Source organism: Ectopseudomonas oleovorans (genome assembly GCF_029845265.1).
Classification (GTDB): domain Bacteria; phylum Pseudomonadota; class Gammaproteobacteria; order Pseudomonadales; family Pseudomonadaceae; genus Aquipseudomonas; species Aquipseudomonas oleovorans.
The window spans coordinates 34,506-48,846 of the sequence record NZ_JAOCLK010000015.1 but is presented as its reverse complement, the minus strand read 5'-3'; the positions used below and the strand labels follow the sequence as shown (position 1 = coordinate 48,846).

The 14,341-nt window shown below is 64.4% G+C and carries 14 protein-coding genes and 1 other RNA gene; 5 read left to right on the top strand and 10 right to left on the bottom strand.

The genetic code is table 11. The features are described 5' to 3' along the window. Positions 1–90 precede the first annotated feature (90 nt). On the bottom strand, positions 91–1,071 hold the full coding sequence (locus N5J71_RS10115) for an NADPH:quinone oxidoreductase family protein (protein ID WP_279916805.1): 981 nt from the start codon (positions 1,069–1,071) through the stop codon (positions 91–93). A 155-nt stretch (positions 1,072–1,226) separates the two neighbouring features. Here N5J71_RS10115 and N5J71_RS10110 point away from each other — a divergent pair, with 155 nt between their 5' ends. Next, positions 1,227–1,631 carry a flagellar basal body-associated FliL family protein gene (locus tag N5J71_RS10110; RefSeq protein ID WP_279916804.1) on the top strand — a complete coding sequence of 135 codons (405 nt, stop codon included), beginning with the start codon at positions 1,227–1,229 and terminating at the stop codon, positions 1,629–1,631. A 151-nt stretch (positions 1,632–1,782) separates the two neighbouring features. On the opposite strand, the gene N5J71_RS10105 is transcribed toward N5J71_RS10110, so the two are convergent. The 5 genes from N5J71_RS10105 to N5J71_RS10085 all read right to left on the bottom strand — a co-directional run bounded on the left by N5J71_RS10105 (position 1,783) and on the right by N5J71_RS10085 (position 9,099). After that, positions 1,783–2,907 carry an ABC transporter permease gene (locus N5J71_RS10105; protein WP_279916803.1) on the bottom strand — a complete coding sequence of 375 codons (1,125 nt, stop codon included), beginning with the start codon at positions 2,905–2,907 and terminating at the stop codon, positions 1,783–1,785. Beyond that, entirely contained in the window at positions 2,907–5,612 is a 2,706-nt protein-coding gene (rbbA, locus tag N5J71_RS10100; protein WP_279916802.1) for a ribosome-associated ATPase/putative transporter RbbA, read from the bottom strand. Before rbbA ends, N5J71_RS10105 begins: the two co-directional genes overlap by 1 nt. Continuing rightward, positions 5,609–6,676 (bottom strand): HlyD family secretion protein, encoded by a 1,068-nt coding sequence (locus N5J71_RS10095; RefSeq protein ID WP_279916801.1) that lies wholly within the window; start codon positions 6,674–6,676, stop codon positions 5,609–5,611. Before N5J71_RS10095 ends, rbbA begins: the two co-directional genes overlap by 4 nt. 67 nt (positions 6,677–6,743) lie before the next feature. Beyond that, a complete protein-coding gene (locus tag N5J71_RS10090; RefSeq protein ID WP_279916800.1) occupies positions 6,744–8,600 on the bottom strand; it encodes a sensor domain-containing diguanylate cyclase in 1,857 nt (618 codons plus the stop codon). A gap of 49 nt (positions 8,601–8,649) precedes the next feature. Next, a complete protein-coding gene (locus N5J71_RS10085; RefSeq protein WP_084341089.1) occupies positions 8,650–9,099 on the bottom strand; it encodes an EVE domain-containing protein in 450 nt (149 codons plus the stop codon). A gap of 195 nt (positions 9,100–9,294) precedes the next feature. On the opposite strand from N5J71_RS10085, the gene N5J71_RS10080 reads away from it, so the two are divergent. Then, the gene (locus N5J71_RS10080) at positions 9,295–9,426 is read left to right on the top strand and encodes a hypothetical protein (RefSeq protein WP_104728536.1); all 132 of its coding nucleotides are present in this window, start codon (positions 9,295–9,297) and stop codon (positions 9,424–9,426) included. 54 nt (positions 9,427–9,480) lie between these two features. On the opposite strand, the gene N5J71_RS10075 is transcribed toward N5J71_RS10080, so the two are convergent. The 4 genes from N5J71_RS10075 to N5J71_RS10060 all read right to left on the bottom strand — a co-directional run bounded on the left by N5J71_RS10075 (position 9,481) and on the right by N5J71_RS10060 (position 10,890). Further along, entirely contained in the window at positions 9,481–10,077 is a 597-nt protein-coding gene (locus N5J71_RS10075) for a 5-formyltetrahydrofolate cyclo-ligase (RefSeq protein ID WP_074857494.1), read from the bottom strand. A 55-nt stretch (positions 10,078–10,132) separates the two neighbouring features. After that, a non-coding RNA gene (gene ssrS, locus N5J71_RS10070) (6S RNA) lies at positions 10,133–10,311 on the bottom strand. Positions 10,312–10,378: 67 nt separating this feature from the next. Beyond that, complete coding sequence (locus N5J71_RS10065) at positions 10,379–10,684, bottom strand: cell division protein ZapA (RefSeq protein ID WP_074857491.1); 306 nt, start codon at positions 10,682–10,684, stop codon at positions 10,379–10,381. Next, entirely contained in the window at positions 10,681–10,890 is a 210-nt protein-coding gene (locus tag N5J71_RS10060) for a TIGR02449 family protein (RefSeq protein ID WP_074857487.1), read from the bottom strand. Before N5J71_RS10060 ends, N5J71_RS10065 begins: the two co-directional genes overlap by 4 nt. Before the next feature lie 349 nt (positions 10,891–11,239). Between N5J71_RS10060 and N5J71_RS10055 the strand changes: the two genes are divergently transcribed. The 3 genes from N5J71_RS10055 to ubiH are packed head-to-tail and all read left to right on the top strand — an operon-like array spanning position 11,240 to position 14,336. Next, entirely contained in the window at positions 11,240–11,794 is a 555-nt protein-coding gene (locus N5J71_RS10055) for a YecA/YgfB family protein (protein ID WP_084341090.1), read from the top strand. An 18-nt stretch (positions 11,795–11,812) separates the two neighbouring features. Further along, positions 11,813–13,147, top strand: coding sequence for a Xaa-Pro aminopeptidase (pepP, locus tag N5J71_RS10050; protein ID WP_074857480.1), 1,335 nt, complete (start codon positions 11,813–11,815; stop codon positions 13,145–13,147). Between the two features lie 4 nt (positions 13,148–13,151). Further along, positions 13,152–14,336, top strand: coding sequence for a 2-octaprenyl-6-methoxyphenyl hydroxylase (gene ubiH, locus N5J71_RS10045; RefSeq protein WP_279916799.1), 1,185 nt, complete (start codon positions 13,152–13,154; stop codon positions 14,334–14,336). The last annotated feature ends 5 nt before the right edge of the window (positions 14,337–14,341 follow it).

Sequence of the window (14,341 nt, the reverse complement as noted above, 5' to 3'; positions counted from 1 at the left end):
GCGATACGAGATTGAAAAGCTTCGCCCCGGGGCGGGGCTCCTACGAAAGACCGCTTTGGCAAGCTTATCTGATCGGCATTAGCTGCACCGTCAGCGAACGGTTACTACCACCTTGCCCACGGCCTTGCGCTGGCCGAGGGCATCGATCGCTTCGCCGCCGCGCTCCAGCGGGAAGGTCTGCGATACCAGTGGCTTGAGTTTGCCTTCGGCGTGCCAGGCGAACAGTTGCTGGAAGTTCGCAGCGTTGTCCTGCGGTTGGCGCTGGGCGAAGGAGCCCCAGAATACGCCGACCAGCGAGGCGCCCTTGAGCAGTGGCAGGTTGGCTGGCAGCGCCGGGATGCCGCCGCCAGCGGCGAAACCCACCACCAGGAAACGGCCGTTCCAGCCGATGCTGCGGAAGGCTTCCTCGAACAGCGGGCCGCCCACCGGGTCGTAGATCACATCCACACCCTGGCCACCGGTGAGGCGTTTCACCTCGTCCTTCAGGCTCTGCTCGCTGTAGTTGATCAGCTCATCCGCGCCGGCGTTACGCGCCACTTCCAGCTTCTCGGCGCTGCTCGCGGCGGCGATGACCTTGGCGCCCATGGCCTTGCCGATTTCCACCGCGGCCAGACCGACGCCGCCCGAGGCGCCGAGCACCAGCAGGGTTTCACCCGGTTGCAGGTTGGCGCGTTGCTTGAGGGCATGCATCGAGGTGCCGTAGGTCATGCCGAATGCAGCAGCGGTGGTCAGGTCCATGCTCTTGGGCACCGGCAATACGTTGTAGGCCGGCACGGCGACCTCTTCGGCAAAGCCGCCCCAACCGGTCAACGCCATGACCCGATCACCGGCGCGCAGGTGGCTGATTTTCTCGCCGGCGGCCTTGACCACGCCGGCTACCTCGCCACCCGGGGCGAAGGGGAAGGGCGGCTTGAACTGGTATTTGCCTTCGATGATCAGCGTGTCGGGGAAGTTGACCCCGGCAGCCTGCACCTCGATCAGCACCTCGTTTTTCTTCGGTTCGGGGCTTGGCAGGTCTTCCAGTACCAGGGTGTCGGCAGGGCCGAAGGCTTTGCACAGCAGGGCTTTCATCAAGGTCATTCCTCTTGCAGGGTGCCTTGCAGTGTAGAAAACGCCCGCCGAGGGTCAACGAGCATGCCGATACCTGATAGGTCGGCATAAGCGCCGGGCTTGGGTACGTGCGCGCGGATGGCTATGCTAGGCACATCCCCGATGGAGTGCCGAACGTGAAACTGTTGACCGCCCTGCTGCTGAGCCTGTCGATCTGCCTGCCTGCCCTGGCCTCTTCGGAGAAGAAGGAAGAGGTGCCGGCACCGCTGTATCACAACCTGTTCCCGGCGCTGATCGGCAATCTGGCGGATCCGGGCAATCGCCTGAAGTTCTTCAAGGCCGATGTGTCGCTGCGGGTGAACGGCACCGAGGCCAAGGAGAAGCTCAAGCTGCATGAGCCGCTGATCCGCCACCAACTGGTGATGCTGTTCTCGGCGCAGACCAGTGATACCATCAACGCCCCCGATGGCCGTGAGAATCTGCGCCTGGAGGCGTTGAAGAAGGTGCAGGACGCGATCAATGGCGAAGAGGGCAAGCCCATCGTCGAAGATCTGCTGTTCAACAACCTGATCATTCAGTAAAAGAGGGCGCAGTCAGTTAAGCGTCGACGCTGCGAATGCGTAGGAGCGGCGCCCCGCCGCGAACCAGGACGAGGCGCAATTGAAAAGCTTCGCCCCGGGGCGGGGCTCCTACGAAAAGCCGCTTTTCGCGGCTTAAGCGGTTCCGCTTCTGTCAGGCCATCTGCGCCAGGGTCTTGCGAAAACGCGTCAGCGCGGCGATGAAGAACAGCGTGCCGATGCCGGCAATGGCCAGCATGTAAGGCCAGACGATGCTCAGCCCGGCGCCGCGATAGAGAATGGCCTGGGCCAGCGCGACGAAGTGGGTGGTCGGCGCCGCGAGCATGATCTGCTGTACCAGCTCCGGCATGCTTTCGCGCGGCGTGGTGCCGCCGGAGAGGATCTGCAGCGGCAACAGCACCAGGATGATCAGCAGGCCCAATTGCGGCATCGAGCGCGCCACCGTGCCGAAGAAGATGCCCATCGAGGTAGTGGCGAACAGGTGCAGCGCCGCGCCAGTCAGAAACAGCGCAATCGAACCCTCGATCGGCACCTGCAGCCAGCCCTGCACCACCAGCAGCAGTGACAGCGCCGCAGCTGTGAGCACCACCAGCCCCATCGACCAGACCTTGGCCAGCATGATTTCCAGTGGCGTCACCGGCATCACCAGCAGGTGTTCGACGGTGCCGTGCTCGCGTTCGCGGATCAGCGCCGCGCCGGTGAGGATGATCGACAGCATGGTGATCTGGTTGATCACCTCCATCACCGAGCCGAACCAGGCACGCGTCAGGTTGGGGTTGAACTCTATGTGTGCCACCAGTTCCGCCGGCTGCTGCAGCTCGCCCCGGTAGCGGCGGACGAACTCGGCCACTTCGCTGGCGCCGATATTCTGGATGTAGCCGGCACCGGTGAAGGCCATGCTGACCTCGGTGGCGTCGACGTTGAGCTGGATTGCCGGGCTGCGACCGGCGAGCACGTCGCGCTGGAAGTTCGGCGGAATGTTCAGGGTGAAGGTGTAGCGCCCGGCATCCATGCCGCGATCCATCTCGTTCAGGTCGATACGTTGCGGGGTACGGAAGTAGGGCGCCTGAAAGGCCTGGATCAGCCGTTCGGAGAGTTGCGACTGGTCTTCATCGACCACGGCGATGGCGGCGTTGTGCAGGCTCTCCGGCATGCTGGTGGCTGCCGAATAGATGCCCATGCTGAAGGCCCAGAGGATCAGCAGCACCAGCGCCAGGTCATGCTGCAGGCTGCGCAGCTCCTTGATGCCGAGGTGGAGGATATTGGCCAGGCGTTCCATCACACCTCCTGTTTGCGCAGCAGGCTGGCGCTGAGCAGCGTCAGCAGCGGGATGGTCAGGGCCAGGGCGGCGAAGTAGCCGGTCAGGTCCTGCAGCTCCAGCGCCTTGGAGAAGATGCCGCGGCTGATCACCAGAAACTGCGAGGTCGGGTAGAGCTGGCCGATCAGCGCGCCCGCGCCTTCCAGCGAGGCCACCGGGTAGATCAGCCCGGAGAACTGGATGGCCGGCAGCAGGGTGACGATGGCGGTGCCGAACACGGCGGCGATCTGGCTGTTGGTGAAGGTCGACATGAGCAGGCCGAGGCCGGTGGCGCAGGCCAGGTAGAGCAGGGCGCCGGCCAGCAGAGTCAGCGGGTTGCCCTTGAGCGGGACGTCGAACACCGTGACTGCCAGCAGCATCAGCAGGATGAAATTGAACAAACCCAGGGCGATATAGGGCAGCTGTTTACCGAGCAGGAATTCCAGGCGGGTGACCGGGGTGACGTAGAGGTTGATGATCGAGCCCAGCTCCTTCTCGCGCACCACGCCGAGGGCGGTGAGCATCGCCGGAATCAGCATCAGCAGCAGCGGAATCACCGCTGGCACCATGGCCTTGAGGCTTTCCACGTCGGGGTTGTAGCGATAGCGCACTTCCAGTTCGGCGGCGCTGGCTGCCTGCGGCTGGGGTGAGCGACGCGCCAGCTCTGCCAGGTAGTGCTGGTGCAGGCCGGTGACATAGCCCTTGATGGTTTCGGCGCGGGTCGGCATGGCGCCATCGATCCACATGCCGATCTGCGGGCTGGCGCCGCGCTTGAGATCACGGCCGAAGTGCGGCGGAATCTCCACGGCCAGGCTGATGTCGCCATTGCGCAGGCGCCGTTCCAGTTCGTCGTAGTCGCGCAGCGGCGCCTTTTCCAGGAAATAGCGCGAGCCGGACAGGTTGAGGTGGTATTCCTGGCTGGTGGTGGTCTGGTCGCGATCGAGCACGGCGAAGGTCAGGTCTTCGACGTCGAGGCTGATGCCATAGCCGATGATGAACAGCAGCAGCACGGTGCCGAGCAGCGCCATGCCGCCACGGATCGGGTCGCGGCGCAGCTCCAGCGCTTCGCGGCGGGCATAGCTGAGCAGGCGGCGCAGGCTGAAGCGTTGACGCTGTTGTGGCGGCGCCTGTTCCAGCGGCGGCGCCTCGCTGACCGCTTGCTCGCCAGCCGCCTCCTGCAGGTAAGCGATGAAGGTGGCTTCCAGGTTGTCCAGGCCGCGTTTGTCCATCAGGCCCTGCGGCGTGTCGCTGTCCAGCACGCGGCCGGCGTGCATCAGCGAGATGCGATCGCAGCGCTGCGCCTCGTTCATGAAGTGGGTGGAGATGAAGATGGTCACGCCGTCCTGGCGCGACAGGTCGAGCATCAGTTGCCAGAAACCGTCACGCGCCACCGGGTCGACGCCTGAGGTGGGCTCGTCGAGGATGAGGATTTCCGGCTTGTGAATCACCGCCACGGCCAGCGACAGGCGCTGGCGGATGCCCAATGGCAGGCGCTCGGGGAGCATGTCCATGACCTCGCCGAGGTCGAAGCGTGCGGCCATCTGCGCCACGCGTGGCTCGATCTCCTCGGCGGGTACGTGAAAGAGTTGCGCGTGCAGCACCAGGTTCTGCCGCACCGTCAGTTCGCCATACAGGGAGAACGCCTGGGACATGTAGCCGACCCTCTTGCGCGTGGCCATGTCGCGCGGGTCGACCGCCTGGCCGAACAGCAGCGCCTCGCCCTCGCTGGCCGGTAGCAGGCCGGTGAGCATCTTCATGGTGGTGCTCTTGCCGCAGCCGTTGGAGCCGAGAAAACCAAAGATTTCGCCCCGGCGGATGCGAAACGACACCGAATCGACGGCGACGAAATCACCGAAGCGCATGGTCAGTCCCTTGGCCTCGATGGCGATCTCGTTGCTGTCTTGCAGGGGGGGAATGACCACCTGCTGATGGCCGCGGCGGCGTTCCTCGGGCAGCAAGGCGATAAAGGCCTGTTCCAGGCTGGCGCTGTTGGTGCGTGCGCGCAGTTCCGCCGGGCTGCCTTCGGCCAGCACGCGGCCGGCATCCATCGCCACCAGGTGATCGAAACGCTCGGCCTCTTCCATGTAGGCGGTAGCCACCAGCACGCTCATCTGCGGGCGCTGCGTGCGGATGCGCGCGATCAGCTCCCAGAACTGGTTGCGTGATAGCGGGTCGACGCCAGTGGTCGGCTCGTCGAGGATCAGCAGATCCGGATCATGGATCAGCGCGCAGCACAGCCCGAGCTTCTGCTTCATGCCGCCCGACAGCTTGCCCGCCGGACGCTCGCGGAAGGCCGACATACCGGTGCTGCGCAGCAGGTCGTCGATGCGCCGTGCGCGTTCGGCGGCGTCCTGGCCGAACAGGCGACCGAAGAAATCCAGGTTCTCGAACACCGACAGCGTCGGGTATAGGTTCTTGCCCAGGCCCTGCGGCATATAGGCGATATGCGGGCAGACGTTGCGGCGGTGGCGGGCGTCGGCCATGTCGCCGCCGAGCACCTCGACGCGGCCGTCCTGAATCTTGCGTGCCCCGGCGATCAGCGCCAGCAAGCTGGACTTGCCGACACCGTCGGGGCCGATCAGGCCGACCATGCAGCGGGCCGGCAGTGCCAGCTCGATCTGTTGCAGCGCGTGGGTCTGGCCGTAGCGCAGGCCGACGCCGCTCAGGCGTGCGACCGGCGCGTTCATTGCGGGACCTTGATCGTCAGATGCGCGGGCCACTCGGCGTCAGGGTCGAGGCGCAGGTAGGCCATGCCCGGTACGCCGGTCTTGACCTGCTGCAGGTGCTTGCTCAGCAACTCGGGATCGAGGCGCGCCTTGACCCGGAACATCAGTTTCTCGCGCTCGTTGGCGGTTTCCACGCTCTTCGGGGTGAACTGGGCGACGCTGGCGACATAGCTGACCCTGGCCGGGATCACGTACTGCGGTACGGCATCGATCACCAGGCGTACCTCGCTGCCGAGGGCGACGCGACCGGCCTGACGTCCGGGCAGGAAGAAGGTCATGTAGACGTCGGTGAGATCCACCAGGTTGAGTAGCTTGCCGCCGGCACCGAGCACTTCGCCGGGTTGGCTCACGCGGTATTGCACGCGACCGGCGCGAGGCGCCTTGAGCAAGCTGTCATCGATGTCCACCTGCAGGCGCTCGACGCTGGCACGGGCCGCCTCGGTCGCCGATTGCGCTTCGATGGCCTGCGATTGCGCGGCGGCGATACTGGCCTCGGCCGAGCTTACCTGAGCGCGCGCGGCGGCCAGCGCAGCCTCGGCACTCTGCAGGCGGGCCAGATCGTCATCCAGCGTCTGCTGAGGCAGGGCGTTGCGCTTGACCAGGGTGGCGCTGCGCGCGTGACGTTTGCGCGCGGCATCCAGCTCGGCCTGGCGCTGGCGTACTACGGCTTCGGCGGCCAGCTTCTCGCTTTGACGCAGGCTGATCTGGCTGGCGGCGGTAGTCTGGCCATTCTCGGCCTGGCGCAATTGGGCGCGGGCCTGCGCCAGTTGGGCCTCGAGCACCTGGGTGTCCATGCGCGCGAGAACCTGGCCTGGCTCGACGAAGTCACCTTCATCGACCTCGATGCTGGCAACGCGCCCGGCGAGCTTGGTGGCCACATCCACTTCGGTGGCCTCGATGCGTCCGTTGCCGCTGGCGAAGCCCTCGCCCAGGCCGTTCGGGCGCAGCTGCCACCAGGCTGTGGCAGCCAGTACGGCGACGGCGGCAGCGAGCAGAACGGCCTGGCGAGATGTGACGTTGATCATTTCGGCTTCCCTGTTGAACCCCGGTTGCGGGGTTTTCACGACCTGTCGATTGTCTGTCGAATGCGCATTAGGTGGCTTGATGCAGGTCAAGCACGGGCGGCTGCCACAGGCAGGTGCGGTTACGCCCTTCATGTTTGGCACGGTACAGCGCCTGATCGCCCTGGGCAAGCAATTCGCCTGGCTGTTCGTCAATCACCGGATCCACTACGGTGATGCCGATACTCAGGGTCAAACGCCCCAGCGGGCTGCTTGGGTGCTTGATATCCAGGCTGGCAACCGCCGCATGGATGCGTGCGGCGACCTGCTCGGCACCCTCCTGATGGGTGTTGGCGAGGATGATGGCGAACTCCTCGCCGCCGTAACGGCAGGCGGTGTCGCCTTCGCGCTGCAGGCTTTCGCGCAGGGCAGCACTGACTTTGCGCAGGGCGTCGTCACCGGCGAGGTGGCCGAGGGCATCGTTGTAGGGTTTGAAGTAGTCGATATCCAGCATCAGCAGTGCCAGTGGTGCTGCGAGGCGGCGCAGGCGGCGCCATTCAGCCAGCAATTGTTGGTCGAAGTAGCGACGGTTGTACAGGCCGGTCAGGCCGTCGAGCTGTGACAGGCGCTGCAGTTGCGCTTCCAATTGCAGGCGCTCGCTGTTGTCGCGGGAAACGGCGATCAGGTATTCGTGATCATGCAGTTGCACCAGCTGGGTGTTGATCTCGGCCGGTTGCCGGCTGCCGTCGCGGCGAATCAGTTCGCGCTGGAAGATCCGCGACAGGTTGTCGCGCTGCGCCTGGCGCGCCTGCTCCAGCCAGCGATGAAAACCCGGCATGAGCTTGTCCGGGGCATCGCGCAGCAATTCGGCGAACTGTTCAGGGCGGTAGTCGAGCGTGGCGTAGGTGGCCTGGTTCATGTGCAGCAGCTCGCGGCTGTCGCTGTCGAAGATGAACAGTCCGTCATGGCTGGAGTCGGTCAGGTCGAGCACCAACTGCAGCCGCTCACGGTTCTCGCGCAGACGCTGTTCGGTTTCTTCGCGGCGTTCGGCTTCCTCGCGGAAACGTCGATTGGCCAGTTGCAAGGCTCGGGCGCGGCGACTGTTCTCCAGCGCCAGGGCCAGGGCCGCGACCAGCAGCAGGCTGATGGCCAGGCTGGCACCGAGCACCACGCCGGGCAGGGGCGATTCGAGCTGGTCGAGCAATTGCTCGGTGGGGCTCAGGCGCAGGCTGAAGCTCTGGTTGTTGAGCAGGCTCAGGCCCAGTTGCAGGCTGTGCGGTGCATCGCTATCCGCCGTGCCATGTCGGTACAGGCTCTGGTCATGCTCAAGTAGCTCGAGATTGAAGGCTTCGCGGTCGATCTGGGTGAGCAACTGCAGCATCAGCGGCTCGACGCGAAATACGCCCTGGAGGAAGCCGTCGAACACTCGCGTGCCTTCCTGCATCCGGTACAGAGGGGTGTAGAGGACGAAGCCGCGTCCGCCCTGCACCAGTTCGACACTGCCGGAGAAGCGCTGCTCACCGCTGTCACGGGCTTCCATGGCCAGCGGGTAATTCGGGTGTTCGGGGGCCAGCGTGAAATCCAGCGCCGCTTCGTTGCCGGCGACCGGCAACAGCCAGCGCATGTGCAGATCGGCGCCGACCCACTGGATCGACTGGTAGACCGGAAAGCCGCGCAGGGTCAGTTCGACCTCCTCGTCCCAGCTGGCACGTGGCAGGCGGCCCAGACTGTTCCACAGGCGGGCGATACGCTCGAGGTTGGCGACTTCCAGGTGCAGGGTGCTTTCCAGCTGGCGTGCCAGGCTGCGTGCCTGATAACCGATACGCTCGTCGATGCGCTGCTGTTGCACGGCATCGATCTGGCGCCACAGTAGAACGCTGGCGCTGCTCAGCACCACTAACAGGAACGCCAGCGCAAGGCGCGCCGGCCAGACGGAGGATGCCGGCATGGAAAACTCCCGAGGCTCTGTAGGGTGATAGCACAGTGCCGCAGTTGACTCAACGCATGGCGAGAATGGCCGCCCACTGGTCATCGCTGACCGGCATCACGGACAGGCGGCTGCCGCGCTGTACCAGCGCCAGTTCGGCCAGTAGCGGGTTGTTCTTCAGCTGCTGCAGGGGCAGGACCTCGTCGAAGGCTTCGACGAATTCGACGTCCAGGGCGCTCCAGGGGTTCTTCTCGATACTGGCCTTGGGGTCGTGATAATGGCTGTCTGGGTCGAGCGCGGTTGGGTCCGGGTAGATCTCGCCGGCAATGCGTGCAATGCCGGCGATGCCCGGCTGCGGGCAACTGGAGTGATAGAAGAAGAACAGGTCGCCTGCCCGCATCGCGCGCATGAAGTTGCGCGCCTGGTAATTACGTACGCCATCCCAGCGCGTTTTGCCCAGGCGTTGCAGATCGAGAATCGACAGTTCGTCGGGTTCGGATTTCATTAGCCAATGGGGCATGAACTTTGCTCCTGCAGGTCTGTCCGTAAGCGGACGCTTGTTTGAGTGAAAGTCTCCGACGGTCGGTTGACGCCGGAAATTGCACTGCGTTCGGGACTGGCGGAAAATGCTCGGCTAAACACCTGGCGCCGCCTTATTGCACACAACAATAGCGCGCGACTAACGTGCGCATTGCCTTGAAGGGGGAGGCAATAGATGAAACGCAAGCCAGATCTTTTGTGGGTTCTCGTCGTACTGTTCAGCCTGGGCGTGGTTACCACGGGTTACACCCAGAGTCTCTGGGAACGCCAGGGCGACGCTCCAGCCAATATCACGCAGCAGCCCTGACGCTCCGTTTGCCCGCGTGAGCACCGCAGGGAGTGCGGTGCCGCAGGGTTCACCTCAATACCACGCCTTGTCCGTCACCGTTGCCTGCAAGGGCACGTCCCAGCTGGCCATCGCCAGTTCGTCCACGCGCTGACATTCATGCGCCAGGCCCAGCAGCGTCGGCATGTGCCAATTCTTGCGCCTGTGCAGATAGGCCAGGCTGCGGTCGTAGAAGCCGCCCCCCATGCCCAGGCGCCCGCCACGATCATCGAAGCCCACCAGCGGCAGCAGCACCAGATCCAGGGCCCAGACCTTGCGTTGGCGCTTTGGCTGCGGGCGTGGTTCGAGGATGCGAAAACGATTACCTGCCAGTTTCTCGTGCCGGCTGACGCGCTGGAAGACCATCTTGGTGCGCGGCCAGGCGCTGAGCACCGGCAGGTAGATGTGCTTGCCGCGTTTCTGCGCAGCGGCGAGCAGTGGCCGCGGATCGATTTCGCCATCGTTGGGCAGGTACAGGGCGATGTGCCGGGCGCGACGAAACTGCGGGCTTTGTGCCAGTTGCCGATACAGGTTGCGTGCAGCAACACGTTGCTGGCTGCGGCTGAGCGCACGCCGGCGCAGGCGCAGTACGCGGCGCAGTTGCGGGCGACTGGGAGTGCTGGACGTGGTCATGAGGTGAGGTTGTGCTGAGGCAGATAGCAGTGCTGAAACGCGCTGCAGGAAATGATGACTTCCCGGCGTGCCGCTGTCGGTTTAGCCCTTGAACCCGAAAGTTCAAGGTGGAGGTTGCAGGAGGCGTTAAGGCTTTCCGTCAGGCGGACATGCACACCGGCCCCAACTTGCAACCCCCGTGGTTGTGCGTATCGGCTCAGGGACATCACCGACTGGCGCACACCCCAGGAAGTTGGGCTTAGTATACCCGAACAGAGGGTGTGCGGGGCGGCCTGCGACGAAATGGCAGGCATGAAGGTGCTCAGGGCGTCGGGTCGTCGGCCAGCGCATGGTCGACACGATCGAGCAGATCGCGCACCTGCTGGCGGGTGGAGCTGGCGTCCTGATCCAGGCGCTGCTGCCTGTGCAGCAGGTCATGGGTGATGTTCAGCGCGGCCATCACCGCCACGCGGTCGGCGCCAATCACCTTGCCGCTGGTGCGGATCTCACGCATCTTGCCGTCCAGGTAGCGGGCAGCGCTTTCCAGGTTGGCGCGTTCATCCTGCGGGCAGGCGATGCAATATTCTTTGTCCAGAATGTGGACGGTCACGGTGTTCGACTGGGTCATGAGTCCTGCTCCAGGGCTTTGAGGCGCGAAATCATCGATTCGACCTTGTGCCGGGCCAATTCGTTCTTTTCGATCAGATGAGCGCGTTCCTCGCGCCAGGCCTGTTCATTCGCCAGCAGGAGTCGGTTGTGAGCCTTTAGCTGCTCGACACGCTGGATCAGCAGCTCCAGCTTGGCGGTCAATGCGTGCAAATCGGCGTCTTCCATGGGCTCTCGCTATGGGAGGGAATGGCTGGACTATATAGGCCTGTCCCGTTCAGGGCACCTCTAAAAACTACCTGCGTTGTCATCACTGCGTTAAAAACAAGCTCAAAATGTTAATTGCAACTCGTAAAGTCGAGCGCGACTCCGACCGTTTCTCGCTTGTTTTTGCCTTGTGCTGACTGCCTCGCCTACGTTCTTAGATGCGCCCGTCATGGGTCAAACCATGCTTGGCAGTGGTGTGATGCAGATGACGGCATCACCCCGGCGGCCTCGGATGGTCTTGCCGCGTCTGCCGGTGCTAGGATACGAGGCCTCCATTCTAGAGATTGCGCCGCCTGGCGCCTAGCTATCTATGTCGATTCCAAGCTCTCCCTACGCCGCCTTCGCCGCTTTGCTCAACAGCGCCGGGCATTCCGTTTCCCCTGCCGAACTGCACGGCCTGCTGCTTGGTCGCAGCTGTGCAGGCGCCGGCTTCGACGCCGATGCCTGGCTGCTCGACGCGGCTGATCTGCTCGGCGGCGAGCCGCAGGACAACGTGCGCCAGGCGCTGATCGGCCTGCAGGAGATGGTCAAGGGCGAATTGTGCAGCGAGGACATCACCGTGGTGCTGCTGTTGCCCGATGACGAAGCTCCGCTGGCGCAGCGCGCGGTCGCGCTGGGGCAGTGGTGCCAGGGCTTTCTCGCCGGTTTCGGCCTGGCCGCCCGCGACGGCGCGCTGAGCGCCGAAGCCATGGAAGTGTTGCAGGATCTCTCCGCCATCGCTCAGGTGCAGAGTGCCCTGGAAGAGTCCGAAGATGGCGAGAGCGACTACATGGAGGTCATGGAGTACTTGCGGGTGGCGCCGCTGCTGCTGTTTAGCGAATGCGCCAAGCCCGCTGCGCCTGCCGCCAAACCCTCCCTGCACTGATTTTTGCCGGAGCCTGCCGTGATCAGCATCCCCAAGTCCGAATATGCCCGTCGGCGCAAGGCGCTGATGGCGCAGATGGAACCCAACAGCATCGCCATTCTGCCGGCAGCGCCGGTGTATATCCGCAACCGTGACGTCGAGCATGTCTACCGCCAGGACAGCGACTTCCAGTACCTCACCGGTTTCCCCGAGCCGGAGGCGGTGATGGCGCTGATTCCCGGGCGCGAGCATGGCGAATATGTGCTGTTCTGCCGCGAGCGTGACCCGGAGCGCGAATTGTGGGACGGCCTGCGCGCCGGCCAGGACGGTGCGATCAGTACATTCGGCGCCGATGACGCTTTCCCCATCGGCGATATCGACGACATCCTGCCGGGGCTGATCGAAGGCCGCGAGCGCGTCTACTACGCCATCGGTTGCAACCAGGAGTTCGATCATCGGCTGATGGAGTGGATCAACCACATCCGCGCCAAGGCCCGTCAGGGCGCCACGCCGCCGAGCGAGTTCGTCGCCCTCGATCACCTGTTGCACGACATGCGTCTGTACAAGTCGGCTGCCGAGGTGAAGGTGATGAAGGAGGCGGCCGAGATCAGTGCGCGTGCGCACGTGCGCGCGATGCAGGCCAGCCGCGCCGGTCTGTTCGAATACCACCTGGAAGCCGAGCTGGAGTACGAGTTCCGCAAGGGCGGGGCGAAGATGCCGGCCTACGGCAGCATCGTCGCCGCGGGCAAAAATGCCTGCATCCTGCACTACCGTGAGAACAATGCACCGCTCAAGGACGGCGACCTGGTACTGATCGACGCCGGCTGCGAGATCGACTGCTACGCCAGCGACATCACCCGAACCTTCCCGGTCAGCGGTAAGTTCTCGCCCGAGCAGAAGGCCATCTACGAACTGGTGCTCAAGGCCAACGAGGAGGCATTCAAGTTCATTGCTCCAGGCCGGCACTGGAACGAGGCCCATGAGGCCACCGTGCGGGTGATCACTGCCGGCCTGGTTGATCTGGGTCTGCTCGAGGGTGATGTTGACGAGCTGATCGCCAGCGAAGCCTACAAGCCTTTCTATATGCACCGCGCCGGCCACTGGCTGGGCATGGATGTGCATGACGTCGGCGATTACAAGGTCGGCGGGCAGTGGCGCGTGCTGGAGATCGGCATGGCGATGACCGTCGAGCCAGGCATCTATATCGCCCCTGACAACGACAAGGTTGCCAAGAAATGGCGCGGCATCGGTGTGCGCATCGAGGACGACGTGGTCGTGACCAAGAAGGGCTGCGAGATTCTCACCAACGGTGTGCCCAAGACCGTTGCCGAGATCGAGGCGCTGATGGCGGCCGCGCGTAGCGAGGCGGCCTGAGCCCATGTCACGCGTACAGTTGGCGATCATCGGTGGCGGTCTGGTCGGCGCGAGCCTGGCGCTGGCGCTGCAGGACACCGCGCGTCAGCGTGGCTGGCGCATCGCTCTGATCGAACCCTTTGCCCCGGGCAGCGAATACCAGCCCAGCTATGACGCGCGCTCTACCGCGCTGTCCTATGGCAGCCGGTTGATCTACGAGCGCCTGGGCCTGTGGCAGAGCATTGCCCAGCGGGCTGAGCCGATTCAACAGATTCATGTTTCCGACCGCGGCCGCTTCGGCGCCACGCGCCTGCAGGCCATCGAGGAAGGCGTGCCGGCGCTCGGTTACGTAGCTGAGAACGCCTGGCTCGGCCATTGTCTGTGGCAGGCGCTGGATGTGGGTGTGATCGAATGGCGCTGCCCGGCCGAAGTGGTCGGCATGCAGCGCCTCGACGATGGCTATCGCCTGACCCTGAACGACGAAACCTGCCTTGACTGCGACCTGGCGATTCTTGCCGATGGTGGGCGTTCCGGCCTGCGCGAGCAGCTCGGCATCGGCGTCAGCAGCAAGCCTTACGGGCAGAGTGCGCTGATCGCCAACGTCAGCCCGCTGGAAGCGCATCGTGGGCAGGCTTTCGAGCGTTTCACCGATGACGGCCCGATGGCGCTGCTGCCGTTGAGCGATAACCGCTGTGCACTGGTCTGGACACGCGCCGCGGCTGACGCCGAACGTCTGTTGCGCGCCAGCGAGTCGAGTTTTCTAAGCGAGTTGCAGCAGGCCTTCGGTTATCGCCTGGGCGCCTTGCGCCAGGTGGGTGCGCGGCATCTGTATCCGCTGAGCCTGGTCGAGGCGCAGGAGCAGGTGCGTCCGCATCTGGTGGTGCTGGGCAACGCCGCGCACAGCCTGCACCCCATCGCCGGCCAGGGCTACAACCTGTCGCTGCGCGATACCCTGGCGCTGGCCGAGGTGCTGATCGATAGCGAGGCAACACTGGGCGATTTCGCCACCCTGCAGCGTTACCTGCAACGGCAGCAGCTCGATCAACAGATGACCGTCGGCTTCTCCGACCAGGTGACGCGTCTGTTCAGCAACGCCCAGCCGCTGCTGACTGCCGGGCGCAACCTGGGTTTGCTCGGCCTCGACCTGCTGCCGCCGGCCAAGCGCTGGTTCGCCCGGCAGGCGATGGGCATGGGTACGCGAAGTCTGTGACAGCC